Below are 18,918 nucleotides of genomic sequence, written 5' to 3'. Positions count from 1 at the left end.
CCGGCACGTTGCCGGGCCTTTGTTTTAACCGGCCACGCTTTGTAACAACCGCCCCTCTCCTCACTGCCTCAACGCGCTATAGTATTGAGTTAGCACCATTGCAGGGCGCGGCTGCGCCTGACACCGAGATAAGGATAGCGAACATGAAATGCTCCATTTCCCTGTTGGCCGGCGCGCTGCTGGCCGTCAGTTTCAGCGCCTCAGCCCTGGCGCTGGATTCGCAGGAGGTCGGTTACAATATCGAAGCGCGCGGCGCGCGGCCGGTCGTGGCGCAGTTGGGCAAGGCCGGGCAGTTCAGCGCCGTGGAAAACAGCATCCGGTTGGGGGACGACAACTGGATTGCTCTGGCGCCCAAGCTGGCCGGCGGCGGCAATGCCGGATTTACCGCCGGCATTAAATCTGCCCTCTCCGCGGCCCTGATCTACAACCCGGCAGCGGTATTGCAGGCGCTCAACAAAGGCAACGATCTGCCGCTCAATGACATCTGCACCGCGCCACCGGAAGTGCAAGGCGACACCGCCATCACCAGCTTCCGTGAGCGTGCAGCCCACGCGCTGTCCACCGTGCGCGTAGGCGATCTCAGCGCGCCGCGCGATGCCTGCATTGCCGCCTTGAAAGGCTGATCCGCTTCGTCCGGGCAAAAAAAAGCACCCCACGGGGTGCTTTTTCGTTTGTTCACGCGGGCTTATTTCACCACACGCAGCGCCGGGCGGCCACCGCGCGGCGGCTGCGGCGGTTCGTCGTCCGGGCCGTCATCTTCCGCGGTATCCGGGCGATCGCCGTCGATCACTGACATCAGGGTTTCCGAAGGGATCGTCTCATTGTCCAGACCTTCGAACACGCCTTCGCTCTCGTCGTAGGCGGCTTCCGGTTCGAACATCGTGCCGGCGCCGTTTTCACGCGCATAAATCGCCAGTACGGCTGCCATCGGCACCGAAACCTGACGCGGCACGCCGCCGAAACGTGCGTTAAACTGCACGTCTTCGTTGCCCAACGCCAGGTTGCCTACCGCGCGCGGCGCGATATTCAGCACGATCTGGCCATCACGCGCGAACTCCATCGGCACCTGAACATCCGGGCGAGTCACGTCGACCACCAGGTGCGGCGTCAGCTGGTTATCCAGCAACCAGTCGTAGAACGCCCGCAGCAGATACGGGCGACGCGGCGTCATCTGAGACATGTCCATCGCGCTTAGCCCCGGGTTTGCAGGCGCATTTCACGCTCGGCTTCGGTCAGGGAAGCCAGGAAAGCGTCGCGTTCGAAGACTCGGGTCATATAGCCTTTCAGCTCTTTAGAGCCGGCGCCGCTCAATTCGATGCCCAGCTGCGGCAGACGCCACAACAGCGGTGCCAGGTAGCAATCCACCAGGCTGAACTCTTCGCTCATGAAATACGGCGTCTGGCCGAAGATAGGCGCGATCGCCAACAGCTCTTCACGCAGCTGACGACGGGCGGATTCCGCTTCCTGACCGCTGCTCTTCTCGATCTTGTCCATCAGCGAGTACCAGTTCTTCTCGATGCGCAGCATCATCAGACGGCTCTCACCACGGGCAACCGGGTAAACCGGCATCAGCGGCGGGTGCGGGAAGCGCTCATCCAGGTATTCCATGATGATGCGGGATTCATACAGGGTCAGTTCGCGATCGACCAGCGTAGGCACCGTCTGATAAGGGTTGAGGTCAATCAGATCTTGCGGCAGGTTATCCATTTCGACCTGCTCGATCTCGACGCTGACACCTTTCTCCGCCAGTACGATACGTACTTGATGGCTAAAAATGTCGGTCGGGCCAGAGAACAGCGTCATTACCGAACGTTTGTTGGCAGCGACAGCCATGAAAACCTCCAAGTTATCTAGAAAATACTGCGAATAGCCAACTGACAGGCTGCTATCCTGAATAATCTTGCCGCAGGCCGGCAGCACGCAGCGCGACCCGAACCCATAAAAAACCGGCCCAGGAGGTCAACTGCACGGCGAACAGGCGCAAAAGTGGGTGATAGTTTACCAGATTTTGCTTGTTTTGTGGGGGCGGTGCGGCGAATTCATGTTGAATTGTCTGATATGCCACAGATTTTAGTCGAGGACGGCGGATTTCAGGCATAAAAAAACCCGGTGAAGCACCGGGTTTTTTGCGTAAATCGCACTGCCGAAGCAGCGAAAATTAACGCTTGGAGAACTGCGGACGACGACGTGCTTTACGCAGACCGACTTTCTTACGTTCAACCTGACGAGCGTCACGGGTGACGAAGCCAGCTTTACGCAGTTCAGAACGCAGAGTCTCATCGTACTCCATCAGTGCACGGGTGATACCGTGACGGATAGCGCCAGCTTGACCGGAGATACCACCACCTTTAACGGTGATGTACAGATCCAGTTTGCCAACCATGTCGACCAGTTCCAGCGGCTGACGAACTACCATGCGGGCAGTTTCGCGACCGAAGTACTGTTCCAGGCTGCGCTGGTTGATAACGATGTTACCGTTGCCCGGCTTGATGAAGACGCGAGCGGCGGAGCTTTTGCGGCGACCAGTGCCGTAGTATTGATTTTCAGCCATTGCCATTAATCCCGATTAAATGTCCAGAACTTGCGGTTGCTGTGCCGCGTGATTGTGCTCGGTGCCCGCGTAAACTTTCAGTTTACGGAACATAGCACGACCCAGCGGGCCCTTTGGCAGCATGCCTTTAACCGCGATTTCAATCACGCGCTCAGGACGGCGGGCAATCATCTCTTCAAAGGTCGCTTGCTTGATACCACCGATGTGGCCGGTGTGGTGGTAGTACACTTTGTCTGTACGCTTGTTGCCGGTTACAGCAACTTTGTCAGCGTTCAGAACGATGATGTAATCACCGGTATCCACGTGCGGGGTGTATTCCGCTTTATGCTTGCCGCGCAGGCGACGAGCCAGTTCAGTAGCGAGACGGCCTAAAGTTTTACCATCTGCATCAACAACGTACCAGTCGCGTTTTACGGTTTCTGGTTTAGCTGTAAAAGTTTTCATTAGAAAGCTTACCCAATAATTAGTTACACGTTGGTGAACACCCAAACGCTCGAAAACAGTTGAGGCTCACACGACCATACAAGTCCAGCAAACCTACCCCTTCGAATAGCCATTGCCGGCACTATAAAGTTTTTGGGAAAAAAACTTTGTTGTAACGTGGGGTCGCAAGATTATAGAGAAGTCGCTCACAAAGATCGAACGGTTTTTGAATGGAAAATAAATTTATCGCCGGCGGCGGACAACCGGCGATATGGCGGCGGCAAGCCCGGCAGATTCAGGGCAGATGCGGCAGCTTGAGGTACTCTTCGCTCTGCATTTCCTGCAGGCGCGACAGGCAGCGCTGGAATTCAAATTTCAGCTGCACCCCCTGATAGATCTCGAACATCGACGCTTCGGCGCCGATCACCAGCTTGATGTGCCGTTCGTAGAATTCGTCCACCAACGCCAGGAAACGGCGCGCGGTATTCTCTTTCAGCGGCCCCATCACCCGCACATTATACAGGATCACGCTGTGATACAGCCGCGACAGTGCGATGTAGTCCAGTTGGCTGCGCGCCTCTTCGCACAACGTGTGGAAATCCACCGCCAGCACGCCGTCCACCGAACGGATCGCCTGCAGCGGCCGATGGTTGATCTGCAGCACCGGCGCGTCCTCCCCTGACTTGCCCGCCAGCTTGACGAACATCCGATCCAGCGTCTCGCGCGTCTGGTCGCTCAGCGGCGTCAGGTAGAGGTGCGCCTGGGTCAGGGTACGCAGACGATAGTCGATGCCGGCGTCGACGTTCATCACGTCGCAGTACTCGTTGATCAGATCGATGGCCGGCAGGAAACGCGCCCGCTGCAGACCGTTGCGGTACAGATCGTCCGGCGGGATGTTCGACGTGGCCACCAGCGTGATGCCGCGCGCGAACAGCGCCTGCAGCAGCGTGGCCAGCAGCATGGCGTCGGTGATGTCGGACACGAAGAATTCGTCGAAGCACAGCACGTCGGTCTCGGCCTTAAAGCCGTCGGCGACGATTTCCAGCGGGTTTTCCCGCCCCTGCAACTCGGTCAGCTCTTCATGCACCCGCAGCATGAAGCGGTGAAAGTGCAGACGCATTTTGCGATCGCCCGGCAAACTGTGGAAGAACATATCCATCAACCAGGTTTTGCCGCGCCCGACGCCGCCCCACATATACAGCCCCTGCACCGGGCGCTGTGGCGCCGTGTCGCCGCCCTTGCCCAGCAAGCGGCTGAGCTTGCCGCGCAGCCCGCCGGCAGGCGCGCTCGCCGCCGGCTTTTGCAGCAGAGCCTGATAAATGCGATCCAGTTGAGTCACGGCCCGGCGTTGAACCTCATCGGCCTGATATTCACCCGCATCCAGCGCCTGCTGGTAGCGAGATAACGGTGATAGTGCCTGCATCTGTTCGATGTTCCCTAAGAACGCTTAGAAATTATTTAGCCAACGTTGGCGGCAAGTTGATGCCGATTCGCACCGTTATCGCCACAAATACCCGCTGCGGGCGCCGCTGAAAACCCTGTAAAAATTAGGTGGAAGCGCATCAGGATTCCACTCGGACAAGGTTAACGGTTATAGTGGATATTATTAAGTGAAAAATCCCTGCGGAACAACGAAGTCAAAATAGGAGTCATCATGACCTGGGAGTATGCGCTGATTGGTTTGGTCGTCGGTATCGTGATTGGTGCGGTGGCGATGCGTTTTGGCAACCGTAAATTACGTCAACAACAAGTCCTGCAGAACGAGCTGGACAAGAGCAAAACCGAGCTGGAAGAGTACCGTCAGGAGCTGGTCGGCCACTTTGCCCGCAGCGCCGAGCTGCTGGACAACATGGCGCGCGATTATCGTCAGCTGTATCAGCACATGGCGAAAAGCTCGAACAACCTGCTGCCGGATCTGCCGATGCAGGAAAATCCGTTCCGCTATCGCCTGACCGAAGCGGAAGCAGACAACGATCAAGCGCCGGTGGAAATGCCGCGCGACTATTCGGAAGGTGCCTCCGGCCTGCTGCGCGGGCAAAGCGCGCGCCGCGACTGATCCCCTTCGCCCGCGGGGCCACCCGCGGGCTTCCTCGCGTTTACCGTCTTGACCTTCCCTCGCATTACCTTTACTGAACTTTGCACGCAAATTCACGGTCTTACCCTTCACTATGACAAGGTGATTGCCTTATCATCAAATTTTCATCGGCAGGTATTGAGAGAGTTATAATCAATGAAGAAAAAGTCGTTAATTCTTAGTGCATTGGCAATGAGCCTCGGCCTGACGCTCAGCTCCGTACCGGTGGCCAACGCGGCCCTGCCCGTCGCCGTTCAGGGGCAGCCGCTGCCGAGCCTGGCGCCGATGCTGGAAAAAGTCTTGCCGGCCGTAGTGAGCGTGCATGTCGCCGGCACTCAGGTGCAGCGTCAACAGCTGCCGGAAGAGTTCAGACGCTTCTTCGGCCCTAACTTCCCCGGCCAACAGCAGAGCTCCCGCCCGTTTGAGGGGCTGGGTTCCGGCGTGATCATCGACGCCGCCAAAGGCTACGTGCTGACCAACAACCACGTCATCAACAACGCCGATAAAATTCGCGTGCAGTTGAACGACGGGCGCGAGCTGGACGCCAAGCTGGTTGGCCGCGATGAGCAATCCGACATCGCCCTGCTGCAGCTCAGTGACACCAAGAATCTGACCGCCATCAAGATGGCCGACTCCGATCAGCTGCGCGTCGGCGACTTTGCCGTCGCGGTCGGCAACCCGTTCGGCCTGGGCCAAACCGCCACCTCCGGCATTATCTCAGCGCTGGGGCGTTCCGGCCTGAATCTGGAAGGGCTGGAAAACTTCATTCAGACCGACGCCTCCATCAACCGCGGTAACTCCGGCGGCGCGCTGGTTAATCTGAATGGCGAGCTGATCGGCATCAATACCGCCATTTTGGCGCCGAGCGGCGGCAACGTCGGCATCGGCTTCGCCATTCCGAGCAATATGGCGCAGAACCTGAGCCAGCAGCTGATTGAATTCGGCGAAGTGAAACGCGGCCTGCTGGGCATCAAGGGCAGCGAAATGACCCCGGATATGGCCAAAGCCTTCAACACCGACGCGCAGCGCGGCGCCTTCGTCAGCGAAGTGCTGCCGAAATCCGCCGCCGCCAAGGCGGGCATCAAGGCTGGGGATATCCTGGTCTCCGTCGACGGTAAACCGGTGAGCAGCTTCGCCGAACTGCGCGCCAAGGTGGGCACCACCGCGCCGGGCAAAACCCTCAAGGTGGGCCTGCTGCGCGATGGCAAACCGCAGGAAGTCTCGGTCACGCTGGACAACAGCGAGAGCGCCTCGACCAATGCCGAAACGCTGTCGCCAGCGCTGCAGGGCGTCTCCCTCAGTAACGGCGCGTTGCCGAGCGGTGACAAGGGTGTGAAGGTGGAGAACGTGGATAAAGGGTCAACGGCGGCGCAGATCGGCCTGCAGAAAGGCGACGTGATCATCGGCGTCAACCGTCAGCGCGTGGACAACATCACTACGCTGCGCAAAGTGCTGGAGGCCAAGCCACCGGTGATGGCGCTCAATATCGTGCGCGGTAACGAAACCATTTATCTGCTGCTGCGTTAATTTGTGCAAAAACCGGGCTCGGTGACATACTGCGCCCGGTTAACTCATGCTATCCTCCGAACATCGTTCACCACACCACGAAAACTCCATGTTTGCTAAGCTCTTGCGTTCTGTCGTTATCGGTCTCATCGTTGCCGGCCTGCTGTTGGTCGCTCTGCCCATGCTGCGCTCTTCCAACGGCCTGTTTGCAGAGAAAACCGAGAATACCAGTGACGAAACGCCGGTGAGCTACAATAAGGCGGTGCGCCGCGCCGCGCCCGCCGTGGTGAACATCTACAACCGCAACCTGAACGGCGCCGCCAACGTGCTGTCGCTCGGTTCCGGCGTGATCATGAACGAACGCGGCTATATCATCACCAACCGCCACGTGATCAAAGACGCTCAGCAGATCACCGTGGTGTTGCAGGATGGCCGCCGCTACGAAGCACTGTTGGTCGGCTCCGACGGCCTGACCGATTTGGCGGTGCTGAAGATCGATCCCGGCAATTTACCGGTGATCCCGACCAATAAAAATCGCGTTGCCCACGTCGGCGACGTGGTACTGGCAATCGGCAACCCGTATAACCTGGGGCAAACCGTGACTCAGGGCATTCTCAGCGCTACCGGGCGCATCAGTATGAGCACCACCGGCCGCCAGACGTTCCTGCAGACCGACGCCTCAATCAACCGCGGCAACTCCGGCGGCGCGCTGGTCAACTCACTGGGTGAGCTGATCGGCATCAATACCCTGACCTATGACAAAATCACCGACGGCGAAACGCCGGAGGGTCTCGGTTTTGCCATTCCGATCGAGCTGGCCACCAAAATCATGGACAAGCTGATCCGCGACGGCCGCGTGATCCGTGGCTATTTCGGCATTCAGGGCAAAGAGATCATTCCGCTGCGCTCCTCCAATTCCGGCATCGATCGCCTGCAGGGCATCATCGTGACCGAAATTACGCCGAACGGCCCGGCGAGCAGCGCCGGTTTCCAGATCAACGACATCATCATCAACGTGGATAACAAACCGGCGGTGTCCGTGCTGGAAACCATGGATCAGGTAGCAGAGATCAGACCGGGCACCGAGATACCGGTCATCGTGCTGCGCGACGGTAAACGCATTACGCTGAAAATGACGGTGGGTGAATTCCCGGAAGACAGTAATTAACCCCCCTCTTCTAATGCGCCGTTTTTTGCTTTTTCAGAACGGCGCCGGATTTATCACCTCCCTTTACATTAGCAAGAAAATCATTATCACATTAATAATATAATGTACCCCCACCTGATATTAAATACATTTTAAATATGTATTTAATTTTAAAAATAACATTTATATATCATTAATCAATTAATTTAAAAAATGCCTTCTCATGCATGCAAGGTAATTCCGATAATTAACCCGAAGACCCCATAGTTTATTGCCCATATCAGAACAGAAACCAATAATAGCGCAGCAAGTGTCAATGGGTTTTATTTTTACACGAGATTGACTGACTATTCGGCCCGAAATGGAATTACTTCAGTGAATACAAAAAACAATAACATCAAAATTAATTATAACCCAAGCGCATTGGCCGCATTCATTTATAATATCTTGCAACGTCATTATTATTTCCGTGCTGCAATGGGCTGCATGCTATTGGCGTCCTCTCCCATAGCCCTGTCGGCGGCGTTGCCTAACGCAGGGCAGGCAATACGAGATATTGAAGAGACGCGTCTGAACGTTCCACCTCCGGTAGAAATGAAATCCCCCTCTCCACCGGCTCGCCCTATTTCAGCAACTCCGGATAATTCACCAAGCTTATTGGTGAGTGGATTTACTCTTACCGGAAACAAGTCTATTCCCACCACACAGATATTACCTTTGCTTGATGAGTTCAAAGGAAAAAAGCTAACGGTGGCGCAGTTAAAAACAGCCGTGCAACAGGTGACGCTCTATTATCGTGAGCAAGGTTATGTTTTAGCAAACGCTTATCTTCCCAAACAGGAGATCGTTAACGGCCAGGTACGTATTAATATAGTTGAAGGTTATTATGGAAATATCACGGTAGATAATGACTCACAGATCCGCGACGGCATACTGCGTTGGCAGTTGTCGAATGTACGCAGCGGTATGCCGATTACCGACGCACAGTTAGAGCGAAACCTTTTGCTGCTCAATGATATACCCGGCGTCTTGATCAATAGCACCCTGTCAGCAGGCCCACGTCCCGGCACTACGGATTGGCAAATCAGAGCGACGCCCGGAGCACGCGTGGACGGCGTACTGCAAGCTGATAACTTTGGCGATGCCTATACCGGCGAATATCGAGGCAGTGCATCGCTCGGCGTCAATAATCCCCTGTGGTTGGGTGACCGCCTGGACCTTCGTTTGCTGAGCAGCGATAAACATCAACGCTATTACCGCATGGCCTATCAACTCCCCGTCAGCCCCTGGGCGACGCGGGCTGGTGTTGCACATTCATACATGAACTATCGATTAGGCAAAGATTTCAGCGAGCTGAAGGCCCACGGCGATGCCACCCTCAGCAGCGCCTTCCTTATCCAGCCTCTGCTGCGCAGCCGCACCCTGAACGTCAACGCACAGCTGCAGTTCGATGACAAAAAACTCCGCGACGACATCGATCTCTTCGAAAGCCGCAGCCGTAAACGCATCAGCCTATGGACGGCAAGCGTTGACGTCAATGCCCAAGACCGCCTGTTCGGCGGAGGGCAAAGCGTGGCCTCGCTGTCTTACGGCATCGGCAACCTGCACATTGAAGATCCCTCCGCAAGGCGCTGGGACGGCCGCACAGCAAAAACCGAGGGTCAATTCAGTAAGCTGGCGCTGAGTGCATTGCGGCTGCAAAACCTGGGCGACGCTTTCCAACTCTATGCTCAATTCAACACGCAATGGGCCCCCGGCAACCTGGACTCGTCAGAAAAATTCAGCGTTGGCGGCCCTTATGGCGTTCGCGCCTACGCACCGGGCAGCGGCAACGGCGATTTGGGTTGGCAGGCCAGCATGGAATTACGTTATGCCCTCAGGCCCGGTTGGCAACTGAGCACCTTTGTCGATCAGGGGCAGGCTCGCCTCAACCGGCGGCCCTGGACGACGGAGAAAAATCGCGTGCACATGTCAGCCGCCGGTTCTTCGCTCACCTGGGGAGGAACAAACCATCAGATCGGTCTAACGGCAGCCTGGCCGCTGGCCGGTTCAGGCCCAGGTAGCGATACGGACAAATCACCTAGAATTTGGCTGCAGGCGGCCAGGTATTTCTGACGGTCTGCCGCTAAAGACCTGCCGCTGGAAAGCGGCACTCATGAAAATAAGGAAATAAATAATGAATAAAGTCTACGCATTGGTATGGAACCCGGTTCGGGAGTGCTGGAATGTGGTCAGCGAACACTGTAGCCGCTGCGGCAAGGGCGGCAGCAAGCGCCGTTTAGCGGTGGCACTGTCGCTGCTGAGTCTGCTGCCACTGGAGCAGGCTCTCGCCCTGCCGAGTGGGCAAAACATCGTGGCCGGCCGGGGTGACATCAGCAGCAATGGTCAAAACATGACCATCAATCAACACAGCGACAAGCTGATCACGCAATGGGATAACTTCAGCGTGGGCGGTAACGAAAGCGTGACGTTCTATCAGCCAGGCAGTAACTCCGTCGCCCTGAACCGCGTCGTAGGCGTTAACGGTAGCGATATCCAGGGCCGGCTGGACGCCAACGGCAAAGTGTTCATCGTCAACCCGAACGGCGTGATTTTCGGTAAGAATGCGCAGGTGAACGTCGGTGGGTTGATAGCCTCCACTCGCGATATCAGTAACGCCGATTTCCTGGCGGGTAAAAACCGCTTTACCGGCAGTTCACAGGCAGAGGTCGTCAACGAAGGCCGTCTTCAGGCCGCTGAAGCCGGCAGCATCGCCCTGCTGGGCGCGCGGGTCGATAACCGTGGCGTGATCCAGGCAAATATGGGCACCGTCGCGCTGGGCGCAGGCGACAATGTCACCCTGAACTTCGACGGCAATAAGTTGCTTAACCTGCAGATTGACGGCTCCGCGCTCGATGCGCTGGTACAAAACGGCGGCGTTCTGCGCGCCGATGGCGGCCAGGTGTTGATGAGCGCCAAAGCCGCCGGCGACGCACTGAGAACCGTGGTGAACAATCAGGGTACCCTTGAAGCAACGACCTTACGCAACCAGGCCGGTCGCATCGTTCTGGACGGCGGCGACAATGGCGTCGTCAACGTCGCCGGGACGCTGAATGCCTCGGCCAACGTCGGCAACGGCGGGCGGATCGAAACCAAAGGCGCTCGGGTAGCGGTGCAATCCGATGCAACAGTCACCACCCGTTCAGCCAATGGCAAGACCGGTAGCTGGCAGTTAGCCTCCGCCGACGTCAACGTTGCGGACAACGCGACGGTTAATGCTCAAACGCTGTCGCACACGCTGGAGAACAGCAACGTCGAGCTGATCAGCACCAAAGGCGATGTCGCGGTTTCTCAGCAGGTGCGCTCGCAAAGCGCCAACACACTGGCGCTGACGGCCGAACGCGCGGGCATCAAGATCAACGCGCCGATCTCGACAACCGGCGGCCTGGCGTTAAACCACAAAACCGGCTATTCCCTGAGCAAAGACGCCACTGTGACCCTGGCCGGCAAGGATGCGTCGTTCAGCATCAATGGCGACCAGTACCAAGTCGTGCAAAACATGGGACAACTGCTGGGGATCAATAGAGATCTGAACGCCCGCTATGTCTTAGGGAATTCTCTCACCGGCAATATGCACATCAACGCTATCGCCGGCGAGTCGTCTTTCAATGGCAGTTTCGAAGGGTTGGGTAATACGATTCGGGGACTTGAAGTCGCCAATAACAATAACGCTTACCTTGGCCTGTTCGGCGTCTCCACAGGGCACATCAGCAACCTGAAGCTAGATTCGCTGACGCTGATCCCTACTGGCGACACGATTTACAGCGGTGGCCTGACCGGCCTGAACTTCGGTACTATCTCCAACGTGCAGGCTACAAATATCAATATCCGCGGCCAAGGTGATATCGGCGGCTTGGTGGGCATCAACTTCGGTAAAGTGGCGGGCTCTTCGGTATCCGGCAACATCACCGGCACTGCGAGCAACAGCAACCTTGGCGGGTTGGTTGGCTTCAACCTGGGCAACATCCAGGATAGCCAGACTAACGTCAATGTAACAAGCCTCGCGAATGCCGCTTCCAACCGGGTCGGCGGTCTGGTCGGCGATAACAGCGGTAGCATCGAGGATTCATCAAGCAAAGGATATGTCATTACGTCTGGTGAGCAAACGGAGATCGGCGGGCTGGTCGGTGCCAATAACGGTAAGATCGTCAATGCCATCGCCAACGCCACTGTCATCGGGGGCCGCAACAACCTTATCGGCGGTCTGGCCGGTACCAATACCGGCAAGATCAGCAATGCGACAGCCAATGGTCCGGTAACGGGGAGCGGTTCATACGCCATCGGCGGCCTGATTGGTCAAAATGCCGGTGAATTGGACGTGGTGCGTGCCAATGGTGATGTGGTTGACAAGAACGGCCGCCACCTCGGCGGCTTGATCGGCATCAACGCCAAAAATGCTCGGGTGCAAAATGCCCATGCAACCAACGCCGTTACCGGTGGCAACAATGCCAACATCGGCGGGCTGATCGGGCTCAACGATGCCGGCAAAGCCGTCAACGCTTCTGCTGGCGGGAAAGTCAGCGGAGGTGACAACAGTCAGATTGGCGGTCTAGTGGGGCGCAACAAAGGAATGTTGACCCAAGTAAAAGCGCAGGGTGACGTGAGCGGCGGACGCGATAGCGACGTAGGTGGTCTGGTCGGCATTCATGATGTGGCTAGCAGCATTGAGCAGGCCAGCGCTACCGGCAATGTAACAGGTCTGGCGGGCAGCGCAGTCGGCGGGCTTGCCGGCCGCAATGGTGGCACCATCAAGAAATCGTCGGCCTCCGGCCATGTAGACAGCATCGGTCCTTCTCAGCGCGGTGGTTTGATCGGCGCTAACGTCGGCCACTTATACGGTTCCACCTTCAACGGTTCGATCGCGAAAAAAACGATGGAGTATCAATGGGTCGGCAGCCTGATCGGTGCTAACATCGGCGGTAACGTGAGCAACAATACGGTCACCGGCAGCTCTGCTGACCAACCGCTGTACGGACGGGGCTCGCCTGACACCTGGTAATATCGCTCGCAACATGCAGCAATAGCAAAAACGGCTTCTAATTTTAGAAGCCGTTTTTTTGCTTAGCAGCCGCTATTCAACCACCTTACTCGCCTTTCACACGCTCGATGTTCGCACCCAGCGCGCGCAGCTTGTCTTCAATACGCTCATAGCCGCGATCGATGTGATAGATGCGATCGACGACGGTCACGCCGTCGGCGATACAGCCGGCGATCACCAGGCTAGCGGAAGCGCGCAGATCGGTCGCCATCACCTGAGCGCCGGACAGCTGCTCAACGCCATGGCAGATCACGGTATTGCTCTCGATTTCCGCGTGTGCGCCCATGCGGATCAATTCCGGCACGTGCATGAAGCGGTTTTCGAAGATGGTCTCGGTGATAACGCCGGTGCCTTCCGCCACCAGGTTCAACAGGCTGAACTGGGCCTGCATGTCGGTCGGGAAGCCCGGGTGCGGCGCGGTGCGCACGGTGACCGCTTTCGGGCGTTTACCGTGCATGTCCAGGCTGATCCAGTCTTCACCCACTTCGATATCGGCACCGGCTTCGCGCAGCTTGGCCAGCACCGCATCCAGCGTATCCGGGCGGGTGTTGCGGCACATCACTTTGCCACCGGAAACCGCGGCGGCGATCAGGAAGGTCCCGGTCTCGATGCGGTCAGGCAGCACGCGATACACGCCGCCGCCCAGACGCTCGACGCCTTCGATGGTGATCTTGTCGCTACCGGCGCCGCTGATCTTCGCGCCCAGCGTATTGAGGAAGTTGGCGGTATCGACAATTTCCGGCTCACGTGCGGCGTTCTCGATAACGGTGGTGCCGGTCGCCAGAGTCGCGGCGCTCATGATGGTTACGGTCGCGCCCACGCTCACCTTGTCCATGACGATGTGCGCGCCCTTCAGACGGCCCTCGACGGACGCCTTAACGTAGCCTTCTTCCAGCTTGATCTCGGCACCCAGTTGCTCCAGGCCGGTGATGTGCAGATCGACCGGACGCGCGCCGATCGCGCAGCCCCCCGGCAGGGAAACCTGACCGCGGCCGAAGCGCGCCACCAGCGGCCCCAGCGCCCAGATGGAAGCGCGCATGGTTTTCACCAGATCGTAAGGGGCGCAGAACTCGTTCACGCCGCTGGCGTCCACGAAGACCGAACCGTTACGCTCAATCTTGGTACCCAACTGGTTGAGTAGTTTAATGGTGGTGTCGATGTCCTTCAGCTTAGGGACATTCTGCAGCTCGACCGGCTCTTCCGCCAACAGGGCGGCGAACAGGATCGGCAGGGCGGCGTTTTTGGCCCCGGAAATAGACACTTCACCGCTCAGGCGTGTCCGACCCTGCACACGAAATTTATCCATCTGACTACTCTCTGTTATCTAATCTGAAGCTGCCCGCCCAGCAGGGCAAACAGCCTTAAAATCCGTTGAGTTTGCGGTCTCGCTGCCACTCTTCAGGGGTGTACGCCTTGATAGACAAGGCATGAATGCGGTTGTCAGCAATGTATTCCATCAGCGGTGCGTAAACCGTCTGCTGTTTTTTGACGCGGCTCATGCCGGCGAACAGTTCACCGACCACGATCGCTTGAAAATGGCTGCCGTCGCCCGTCACATGTGCTTCATCCAGTGCCAATGCCTGCATCAGCACGTCTTTAATCTCGTTGGTTTCCATAGTATCCAGTTCTGCCGCTAAAGGATCATAAACAGCCTAGTATCTTAGTGGAATACGATGTTTTCTTAAACTAAAGAAAAAGCCCCTGCATAACAGGGGCTTTGTATCGTTTTACCACGCAATGGCGGCGTAAAACGCCGCTAACCGACGGTATCGACAGGCATTATCGCCTGCAGGTTGTAGAGCGCGATCAGCGTTTTCAGGCGCTCGGTGGCGCCGAAAATTTTCAGCGCTACGCCGCGTTGGCGCTGCTCTTCCTGCAGATGCAGCAACAGCGCCAGCCCGGCGGAGTCCACGCGCTGCAGTTGCGCCACGTCGATCGCGGTTTTATCCGCCATCAGCGCGTCGCGCTGCCGCCACAGCGGCTGCAGCGTTTCCCGATCCAGTTCACCGCGCAGGATCAGCGTCTGCTGCTCTGATTCGAAGCTGAGCGCTGCCGACATCAGTTTTTCTTGTCCAGCGTGATAGGCTGCGCGGCGGCGGCCTGCAGCTGTTTGGTCAGGCCGTCGATGCCCTGAGTACGCAGCGTAGACGCCCACTCGTTCTGCTTGGTGGTGATCATGCTGACGCCTTCGGCGATCATGTCATACGCCTGCCAGTAGCCGGTTTTGCTGTTCTTGCGCCATTGGAAATCCAGACGCACCGGCGGACGGCCGCCGTTGTCGATGATGGTGACGCGAATAGCCACGATGTCGGCATTGCCCAGCGGTTGTTCAGGCGCGATCTGGTAAGTCTGGCCGTGATACATCGCCAGCGCCTGGCCGTAAGCCTGCTCCAGGTAAGCCTGGAAGGCGGTGAAGTAAGCTTCGCGCTGCGCAGGCGTTGCCTCTTTGTAATAACGCCCCAGCACCAGCGCGCCGGCGTATTTCACCTGCACGAACGGCATCAGTTCCTGATGCACGATGGCACGCAGGTAGTTCGGGTCCTGCTTGATCTTCGGCTGTTCGTTCTTCAAACGGCTGAAAGTCTTCTGCGCCGCGTCTTGCATCATGCTGTAAGGATTGGTTTGGTCGGCTGCGCTCGCCAGCGGTGCAACCACCAGCAGAGCCACCATCAGTAAACGTTTAAACATGCAGGTATCCTCTCTTAATGATTTGGAACAGCGGGTTGCGGTGCGGCGCCGGCAGCCGGCTCAGCGGCCGCGTCTCCCGATTTGGCGCTGTCCTGACCGCCGCTTTTATACAGGAACTGGCCGATCAGGTCTTCCAGAACCATGGCTGATTTGGTGTCCTGAATGGTACCCCCGTCTTTCAGGATGGTGGTACCCATCTCAGGATCTTCAAAGCCCACGTTAAGCGCCAGGTATTGCTCGCCCAGCAGGCCGGAGGTGCGGATCGCCAGCGAGCTGGTATCTGGGATTTGGTCGTACTTTTTCTGGATATCCAGCGCCACGCGCGGCGTGTAGGTTTTCGAATCGAGTTCGATGTAAGCCACGCGGCCGATCACCACGCCGCCAATCTTCACCGGCGAACGCGGTTTCAGGCCGCCGATGTTGTCGAACGTTGCGTAAATGCGGTAGGTCGGCTCGCTGCCGATCGATTTAAGGTTCGCCACCTGCAGGCAGATAAACACGATGGCGCACAGCGCGATCAGCATAAATGCCCCAACCCAGATTTCACTCTTCTTCGTTTGCATCGAATCAATTCCCAAACATCAGTGCTGTCAGCACGAAATCCAATCCCAACACCGCCAGTGACGAATGCACCACGGTACGCGTCGTCGCCCGGCTAATCCCTTCAGAGGTAGGCACGGCGTCGTACCCGTTGAAAATGGCAATCCAGGTTACGGTAATGGCGAATACCACGCTCTTGATCAGGCAGTTGAGCAGATCTTTTTTCCACTCCACGGCGCCCTGCATCGCCGACCAGAAGAAGCCGCTGTCGATGCCTTTCCAGTCCACGCCGACCACCGAGCCGCCCCAAATGCCGATCGCCACGAAAATGATGGTCAACAGCGGCATGCTGATCAGCCCCGCCCAGAAGCGCGGCGCCACGATGCGCCGCAGCGGATCGACCGCCATCATTTCCAGGCTGGAGATCTGCTCCGTCGCCTTCATCAGGCCGATTTCCGCCGTGAGCGCGGAACCGGCGCGGCCGGCGAACAGCAGCGCCGTGACCACCGGCCCCAGTTCGCGCAGCAGCGACAGCGCCACCATCATGCCGAGGCTGGCCTCGGCGCTGTAGGTGGTGAGCACGATATAGCCCTGCAGGCCCAGCACCATGCCGATAAACAGCCCGGAAACCATGATGATCAGCAGCGACTGCACGCCGACGCTGTAGAGCTGTTTCAACAACAGCGGCCACTGCTTGCCGGGTTCCGGCCGGCCAATCAACGCGTTGAACAGCATCAACCCGGCGCGGCCGAAGCTGGCGCTGGTGTTGATGCCACTGCGCCCCAACGACGCTAACGCTCTTAATAACATGAGCTTATTTACTCCCTAAGCCTAGCAGTTCGGCCTGATAATCCCCGGCCGGATAGCGGAACGGCACCGGCCCATCCGCTATACCATCCAGGAACTGGCGCACGCGCGCATCAGGATTGTTCTGCAATTGCTGCGTGGTGCCTTCAGCGATCACCCGGTGATCGGCCACGATGTAAGCGTAGTCAGCGATGCTCAGCACCTCCGGTACGTCGTGCGACACCACGATGCAGGTAATGCCCAGCGCATGGTTCAGCTCGTCGATCAGCTTGACCAGCACCCCCATGGTGATCGGATCCTGGCCAACGAAAGGTTCGTCGAACATGATCATTTCCGGGTCCAGCGCGATCGCACGCGCCAACGCCGCCCGGCGCGCCATACCGCCGGAAAGCTCATTGGGCATCAGCTGAGCCGCGCCGCGCAGCCCCACGGCTTCCAGCTTCATCAGCACCGTGCTGCGCAACAAAGGCTCCGGCAGGTTGCTGTGCTCGCGCAGCGGGTAAGCCACGTTTTCGAATACGGTCAAATCGGTAAACAGCGCGCCCGACTGGAACAGCATGCTCATCTTTTTGCGCGCGTCGTATAACTGACGGCGGGACAACGCGGGAATGTTGTCGCCGTCGAACCAAATCTCCCCGCTGTCCGGCGCCAGCTGGCCGCCTATCAGGCGCAGCAGCGTGGTTTTGCCGATGCCCGATGGCCCCATGATCGCCGTGACCTTACCGCGAGGCACCGTCAGGTTGATGTCTTCAAATATCCGTCGGTCGCCGCGCGAGAAGCTCATGTCGCGCACTTCGACCAAATTATCTGCCTTTTGGAGCATGTTAATGGACCCTTTACGACTCATCTTTTGCTGAATCTACCCGTGATGTTAAAGCAATGGGCGCAATCCGTCTCATCTTTACAAAAACTTACTGCCATTTCGCAACCAATGGTGCCATTGGTTTTACTTTTCCGCGCCACCCGGTCAAAATTGGCGCCATAACGAAAAAAAACGAAACTGTTCAACAATTAGCCGGGAAAAACCGTTGCTGCGGCTCAAACGCGCGCAACGGAGGGCAAGCAATACCGCCGCATTGACGGCTTTAACCAACGAACCGGGATAATACCCGACAAAGGACCCTGCATGTTTCTCGCGATAGCATTATTAATCGTTGGTTTATTTCTACTGGTGTATGGTGCAGACCGCTTAGTTTATGGTGCTGCCGTGATTTCCCGCTCGCTCGGCGTACCGCCGTTGATCATCGGCATGACCATCGTCGGCATCGGCACGTCGCTGCCGGAGCTGATCGTGTCCACCACCGCCGCGTTGAACGGGCAGATAGATATGGCCGTTGGCAACGTATTAGGGTCCAACATCACCAACATCTTATTGATCCTGGGGGTGGCGGCGCTGATTCACCCGCTGGCCGCGCGCTCCGAGATACTGCGGCGCGAACTGCCGCTGATGTTAGCGGTCACAGTATTGTGCGGTTTCGTGTTGATGGACGGTACCCTGAGCAGGCTGGACGGCGTGCTGCTGCTGACCGCCGCCGCCGGCTTCATCTTGTTGATGCTGAAAATCGCGCGGCTGGCGCAGCGCGAGGGCAGTGACAGCCTGACCATGGAGCAGATCGCCGAACTGCCGCAGGACAGCAGCAATACCGTGGCGGTGCTGTGGCTGGTGCTGGCGTTTATCATTCTGCCGCTCTCTTCCAGAATGGTGGTCGATAATGCGACGGTGATTGCACACTATTTCGGCCTGAGCGAACTGGTGGTCGGTTTGACCATTATCGCCATCGGCACCAGCCTGCCCGAACTGGCCACCTCCATCGCCGGGGCGCTGAAGGGCGAGGATGATATGGCGATTGGCAATATCATCGGCTCCAATATTTTCAACACGGTGATCGTGCTGGGCGTACCCGCCCTGCTGTCGCCGGGCAGCGTGGATGCCGCCGCCTTCCAGCGCGATTACTGGGTGATGCTGGCGGCCAGCGTGCTGCTGAGCGTGCTGTGCATCGGCCGCAAACATCGCATCGGCCACCTGGCCGGCGCGCTGTTATTATGCGGCTTTATTGCGTATCTTGCGGTGCTGTTCTTTAACCCTTTCAGTACTTTCGGCTAAA

The 18,918-nt window shown here is 57.7% G+C and carries 19 protein-coding genes; 7 read left to right on the top strand and 12 right to left on the bottom strand.

The annotated features are described in order from the left end of the window. The first annotated feature begins 143 nt into the window (after positions 1 to 143). Positions 144 to 623 (top strand): hypothetical protein, encoded by a 480-nt coding sequence (locus RE418_RS09060; protein WP_025304364.1) that lies wholly within the window; start codon positions 144 to 146, stop codon positions 621 to 623. Between the two features lie 62 nt (positions 624 to 685). On the opposite strand, the gene sspB is transcribed toward RE418_RS09060, so the two are convergent. The 5 genes from sspB to zapE form a co-directional block, all read right to left on the bottom strand. Then, entirely contained in the window at positions 686 to 1,186 is a 501-nt protein-coding gene (gene sspB / locus RE418_RS09055) for a ClpXP protease specificity-enhancing factor (protein WP_025304365.1), read from the bottom strand. Between the two features lie 5 nt (positions 1,187 to 1,191). Then, positions 1,192 to 1,833 (bottom strand): stringent starvation protein SspA, encoded by a 642-nt coding sequence (gene sspA, locus RE418_RS09050; RefSeq protein ID WP_025304366.1) that lies wholly within the window; start codon positions 1,831 to 1,833, stop codon positions 1,192 to 1,194. Positions 1,834 to 2,158: 325 nt separating this feature from the next. After that, a complete protein-coding gene (gene rpsI, locus RE418_RS09045) occupies positions 2,159 to 2,551 on the bottom strand; it encodes a 30S ribosomal protein S9 (RefSeq protein ID WP_004937080.1) in 393 nt (130 codons plus the stop codon). A 15-nt stretch (positions 2,552 to 2,566) separates the two neighbouring features. Further along, the gene (gene rplM, locus RE418_RS09040; RefSeq protein ID WP_004937079.1) at positions 2,567 to 2,995 is read right to left on the bottom strand and encodes a 50S ribosomal protein L13; all 429 of its coding nucleotides are present in this window, start codon (positions 2,993 to 2,995) and stop codon (positions 2,567 to 2,569) included. Between the two features lie 274 nt (positions 2,996 to 3,269). Then, positions 3,270 to 4,397, bottom strand: a complete 1,128-nt coding sequence (zapE, locus tag RE418_RS09035; RefSeq protein ID WP_025304367.1) for a cell division protein ZapE — start codon at positions 4,395 to 4,397, stop codon at positions 3,270 to 3,272. A 231-nt stretch (positions 4,398 to 4,628) separates the two neighbouring features. Between zapE and zapG the strand changes: the two genes are divergently transcribed. The 5 genes from zapG to RE418_RS09010 all read left to right on the top strand — a co-directional run bounded on the left by zapG (position 4,629) and on the right by RE418_RS09010 (position 12,739). Beyond that, complete coding sequence (gene zapG / locus RE418_RS09030) at positions 4,629 to 5,030, top strand: Z-ring associated protein ZapG (protein ID WP_004937074.1); 402 nt, start codon at positions 4,629 to 4,631, stop codon at positions 5,028 to 5,030. A 174-nt stretch (positions 5,031 to 5,204) separates the two neighbouring features. Beyond that, positions 5,205 to 6,575 carry a serine endoprotease DegQ gene (gene degQ / locus RE418_RS09025; protein WP_025304368.1) on the top strand — a complete coding sequence of 457 codons (1,371 nt, stop codon included), beginning with the start codon at positions 5,205 to 5,207 and terminating at the stop codon, positions 6,573 to 6,575. An 88-nt stretch (positions 6,576 to 6,663) separates the two neighbouring features. Then, on the top strand, positions 6,664 to 7,722 hold the full coding sequence (gene degS / locus RE418_RS09020; protein WP_025304369.1) for an outer membrane-stress sensor serine endopeptidase DegS: 1,059 nt from the start codon (positions 6,664 to 6,666) through the stop codon (positions 7,720 to 7,722). A 354-nt stretch (positions 7,723 to 8,076) separates the two neighbouring features. Next, complete coding sequence (locus RE418_RS09015; RefSeq protein ID WP_225735545.1) at positions 8,077 to 9,816, top strand: ShlB/FhaC/HecB family hemolysin secretion/activation protein; 1,740 nt, start codon at positions 8,077 to 8,079, stop codon at positions 9,814 to 9,816. A gap of 61 nt (positions 9,817 to 9,877) precedes the next feature. Next, entirely contained in the window at positions 9,878 to 12,739 is a 2,862-nt protein-coding gene (locus tag RE418_RS09010) for a GLUG motif-containing protein (protein ID WP_089181371.1), read from the top strand. Between the two features lie 85 nt (positions 12,740 to 12,824). Here RE418_RS09010 and murA read toward each other — a convergent pair whose 3' ends face one another. The 7 genes from murA to mlaF all read right to left on the bottom strand — a co-directional run bounded on the left by murA (position 12,825) and on the right by mlaF (position 17,636). Then, positions 12,825 to 14,084 (bottom strand): UDP-N-acetylglucosamine 1-carboxyvinyltransferase, encoded by a 1,260-nt coding sequence (gene murA / locus RE418_RS09005; RefSeq protein ID WP_004937068.1) that lies wholly within the window; start codon positions 14,082 to 14,084, stop codon positions 12,825 to 12,827. Between the two features lie 55 nt (positions 14,085 to 14,139). Further along, a complete protein-coding gene (ibaG, locus tag RE418_RS09000; protein ID WP_025304370.1) occupies positions 14,140 to 14,394 on the bottom strand; it encodes a BolA family iron metabolism protein IbaG in 255 nt (84 codons plus the stop codon). A 140-nt stretch (positions 14,395 to 14,534) separates the two neighbouring features. Beyond that, the gene (gene mlaB, locus RE418_RS08995; RefSeq protein WP_025304371.1) at positions 14,535 to 14,837 is read right to left on the bottom strand and encodes a lipid asymmetry maintenance protein MlaB; all 303 of its coding nucleotides are present in this window, start codon (positions 14,835 to 14,837) and stop codon (positions 14,535 to 14,537) included. Continuing rightward, positions 14,837 to 15,466, bottom strand: coding sequence for a phospholipid-binding protein MlaC (gene mlaC, locus RE418_RS08990; RefSeq protein WP_025304372.1), 630 nt, complete (start codon positions 15,464 to 15,466; stop codon positions 14,837 to 14,839). Before mlaC ends, mlaB begins: the two co-directional genes overlap by 1 nt. Positions 15,467 to 15,480: 14 nt before the next feature. Continuing rightward, positions 15,481 to 16,029, bottom strand: coding sequence for an outer membrane lipid asymmetry maintenance protein MlaD (gene mlaD, locus RE418_RS08985; RefSeq protein WP_089181372.1), 549 nt, complete (start codon positions 16,027 to 16,029; stop codon positions 15,481 to 15,483). Between the two features lie 4 nt (positions 16,030 to 16,033). After that, complete coding sequence (gene mlaE, locus RE418_RS08980) at positions 16,034 to 16,816, bottom strand: lipid asymmetry maintenance ABC transporter permease subunit MlaE (protein ID WP_004937059.1); 783 nt, start codon at positions 16,814 to 16,816, stop codon at positions 16,034 to 16,036. Between the two features lie 4 nt (positions 16,817 to 16,820). Further along, positions 16,821 to 17,636: a phospholipid ABC transporter ATP-binding protein MlaF gene (gene mlaF / locus RE418_RS08975; RefSeq protein WP_043141965.1), complete on the bottom strand. Its 816-nt coding sequence runs from the start codon at positions 17,634 to 17,636 to the stop codon at positions 16,821 to 16,823. Positions 17,637 to 17,939: 303 nt separating this feature from the next. Here mlaF and RE418_RS08970 point away from each other — a divergent pair, with 303 nt between their 5' ends. Further along, the gene (locus RE418_RS08970; RefSeq protein ID WP_033644493.1) at positions 17,940 to 18,917 is read left to right on the top strand and encodes a calcium/sodium antiporter; all 978 of its coding nucleotides are present in this window, start codon (positions 17,940 to 17,942) and stop codon (positions 18,915 to 18,917) included. Position 18,918: the final 1 nt, after the last annotated feature.

Source organism: Serratia sp. szju (assembly GCF_044594185.1).
GTDB classification, from domain to species: Bacteria; Pseudomonadota; Gammaproteobacteria; order Enterobacterales; family Enterobacteriaceae; genus Serratia; species Serratia bockelmannii.
Note: the sequence above shows the minus strand (reverse complement) of the source record. Positions and strands in the feature narration are given on the sequence as shown.

Excerpts from the sequence above, each read along its gene's own strand:
- mlaD (WP_089181372.1), bottom strand. The coding sequence starts at position 16,029 with ATGCAAACGAAGAAGAGTGAAATCTGGGTTGGGGCATTTATGCTGATC.
- RE418_RS09060 (WP_025304364.1), top strand. The coding sequence starts at position 144 with ATGAAATGCTCCATTTCCCTGTTGGCCGGCGCGCTGCTGGCCGTCAGT.
- mlaB (WP_025304371.1), bottom strand. The coding sequence starts at position 14,837 with ATGTCGGCAGCGCTCAGCTTCGAATCAGAGCAGCAGACGCTGATCCTG.
- mlaC (WP_025304372.1), bottom strand. The coding sequence starts at position 15,466 with ATGTTTAAACGTTTACTGATGGTGGCTCTGCTGGTGGTTGCACCGCTG.
- degQ (WP_025304368.1), top strand. The coding sequence starts at position 5,205 with ATGAAGAAAAAGTCGTTAATTCTTAGTGCATTGGCAATGAGCCTCGGC.
- sspB (WP_025304365.1), bottom strand. The coding sequence starts at position 1,186 with ATGGACATGTCTCAGATGACGCCGCGTCGCCCGTATCTGCTGCGGGCG.
- mlaF (WP_043141965.1), bottom strand. The coding sequence starts at position 17,636 with ATGCTCCAAAAGGCAGATAATTTGGTCGAAGTGCGCGACATGAGCTTC.
- mlaE (WP_004937059.1), bottom strand. The coding sequence starts at position 16,816 with ATGTTATTAAGAGCGTTAGCGTCGTTGGGGCGCAGTGGCATCAACACC.
- sspA (WP_025304366.1), bottom strand. The coding sequence starts at position 1,833 with ATGGCTGTCGCTGCCAACAAACGTTCGGTAATGACGCTGTTCTCTGGC.
- ibaG (WP_025304370.1), bottom strand. The coding sequence starts at position 14,394 with ATGGAAACCAACGAGATTAAAGACGTGCTGATGCAGGCATTGGCACTG.
- RE418_RS09010 (WP_089181371.1), top strand. The coding sequence starts at position 9,878 with ATGAATAAAGTCTACGCATTGGTATGGAACCCGGTTCGGGAGTGCTGG.
- rplM (WP_004937079.1), bottom strand. The coding sequence starts at position 2,995 with ATGAAAACTTTTACAGCTAAACCAGAAACCGTAAAACGCGACTGGTAC.
- murA (WP_004937068.1), bottom strand. The coding sequence starts at position 14,084 with ATGGATAAATTTCGTGTGCAGGGTCGGACACGCCTGAGCGGTGAAGTG.
- zapG (WP_004937074.1), top strand. The coding sequence starts at position 4,629 with ATGACCTGGGAGTATGCGCTGATTGGTTTGGTCGTCGGTATCGTGATT.
- RE418_RS08970 (WP_033644493.1), top strand. The coding sequence starts at position 17,940 with ATGTTTCTCGCGATAGCATTATTAATCGTTGGTTTATTTCTACTGGTG.
- zapE (WP_025304367.1), bottom strand. The coding sequence starts at position 4,397 with ATGCAGGCACTATCACCGTTATCTCGCTACCAGCAGGCGCTGGATGCG.
- rpsI (WP_004937080.1), bottom strand. The coding sequence starts at position 2,551 with ATGGCTGAAAATCAATACTACGGCACTGGTCGCCGCAAAAGCTCCGCC.
- degS (WP_025304369.1), top strand. The coding sequence starts at position 6,664 with ATGTTTGCTAAGCTCTTGCGTTCTGTCGTTATCGGTCTCATCGTTGCC.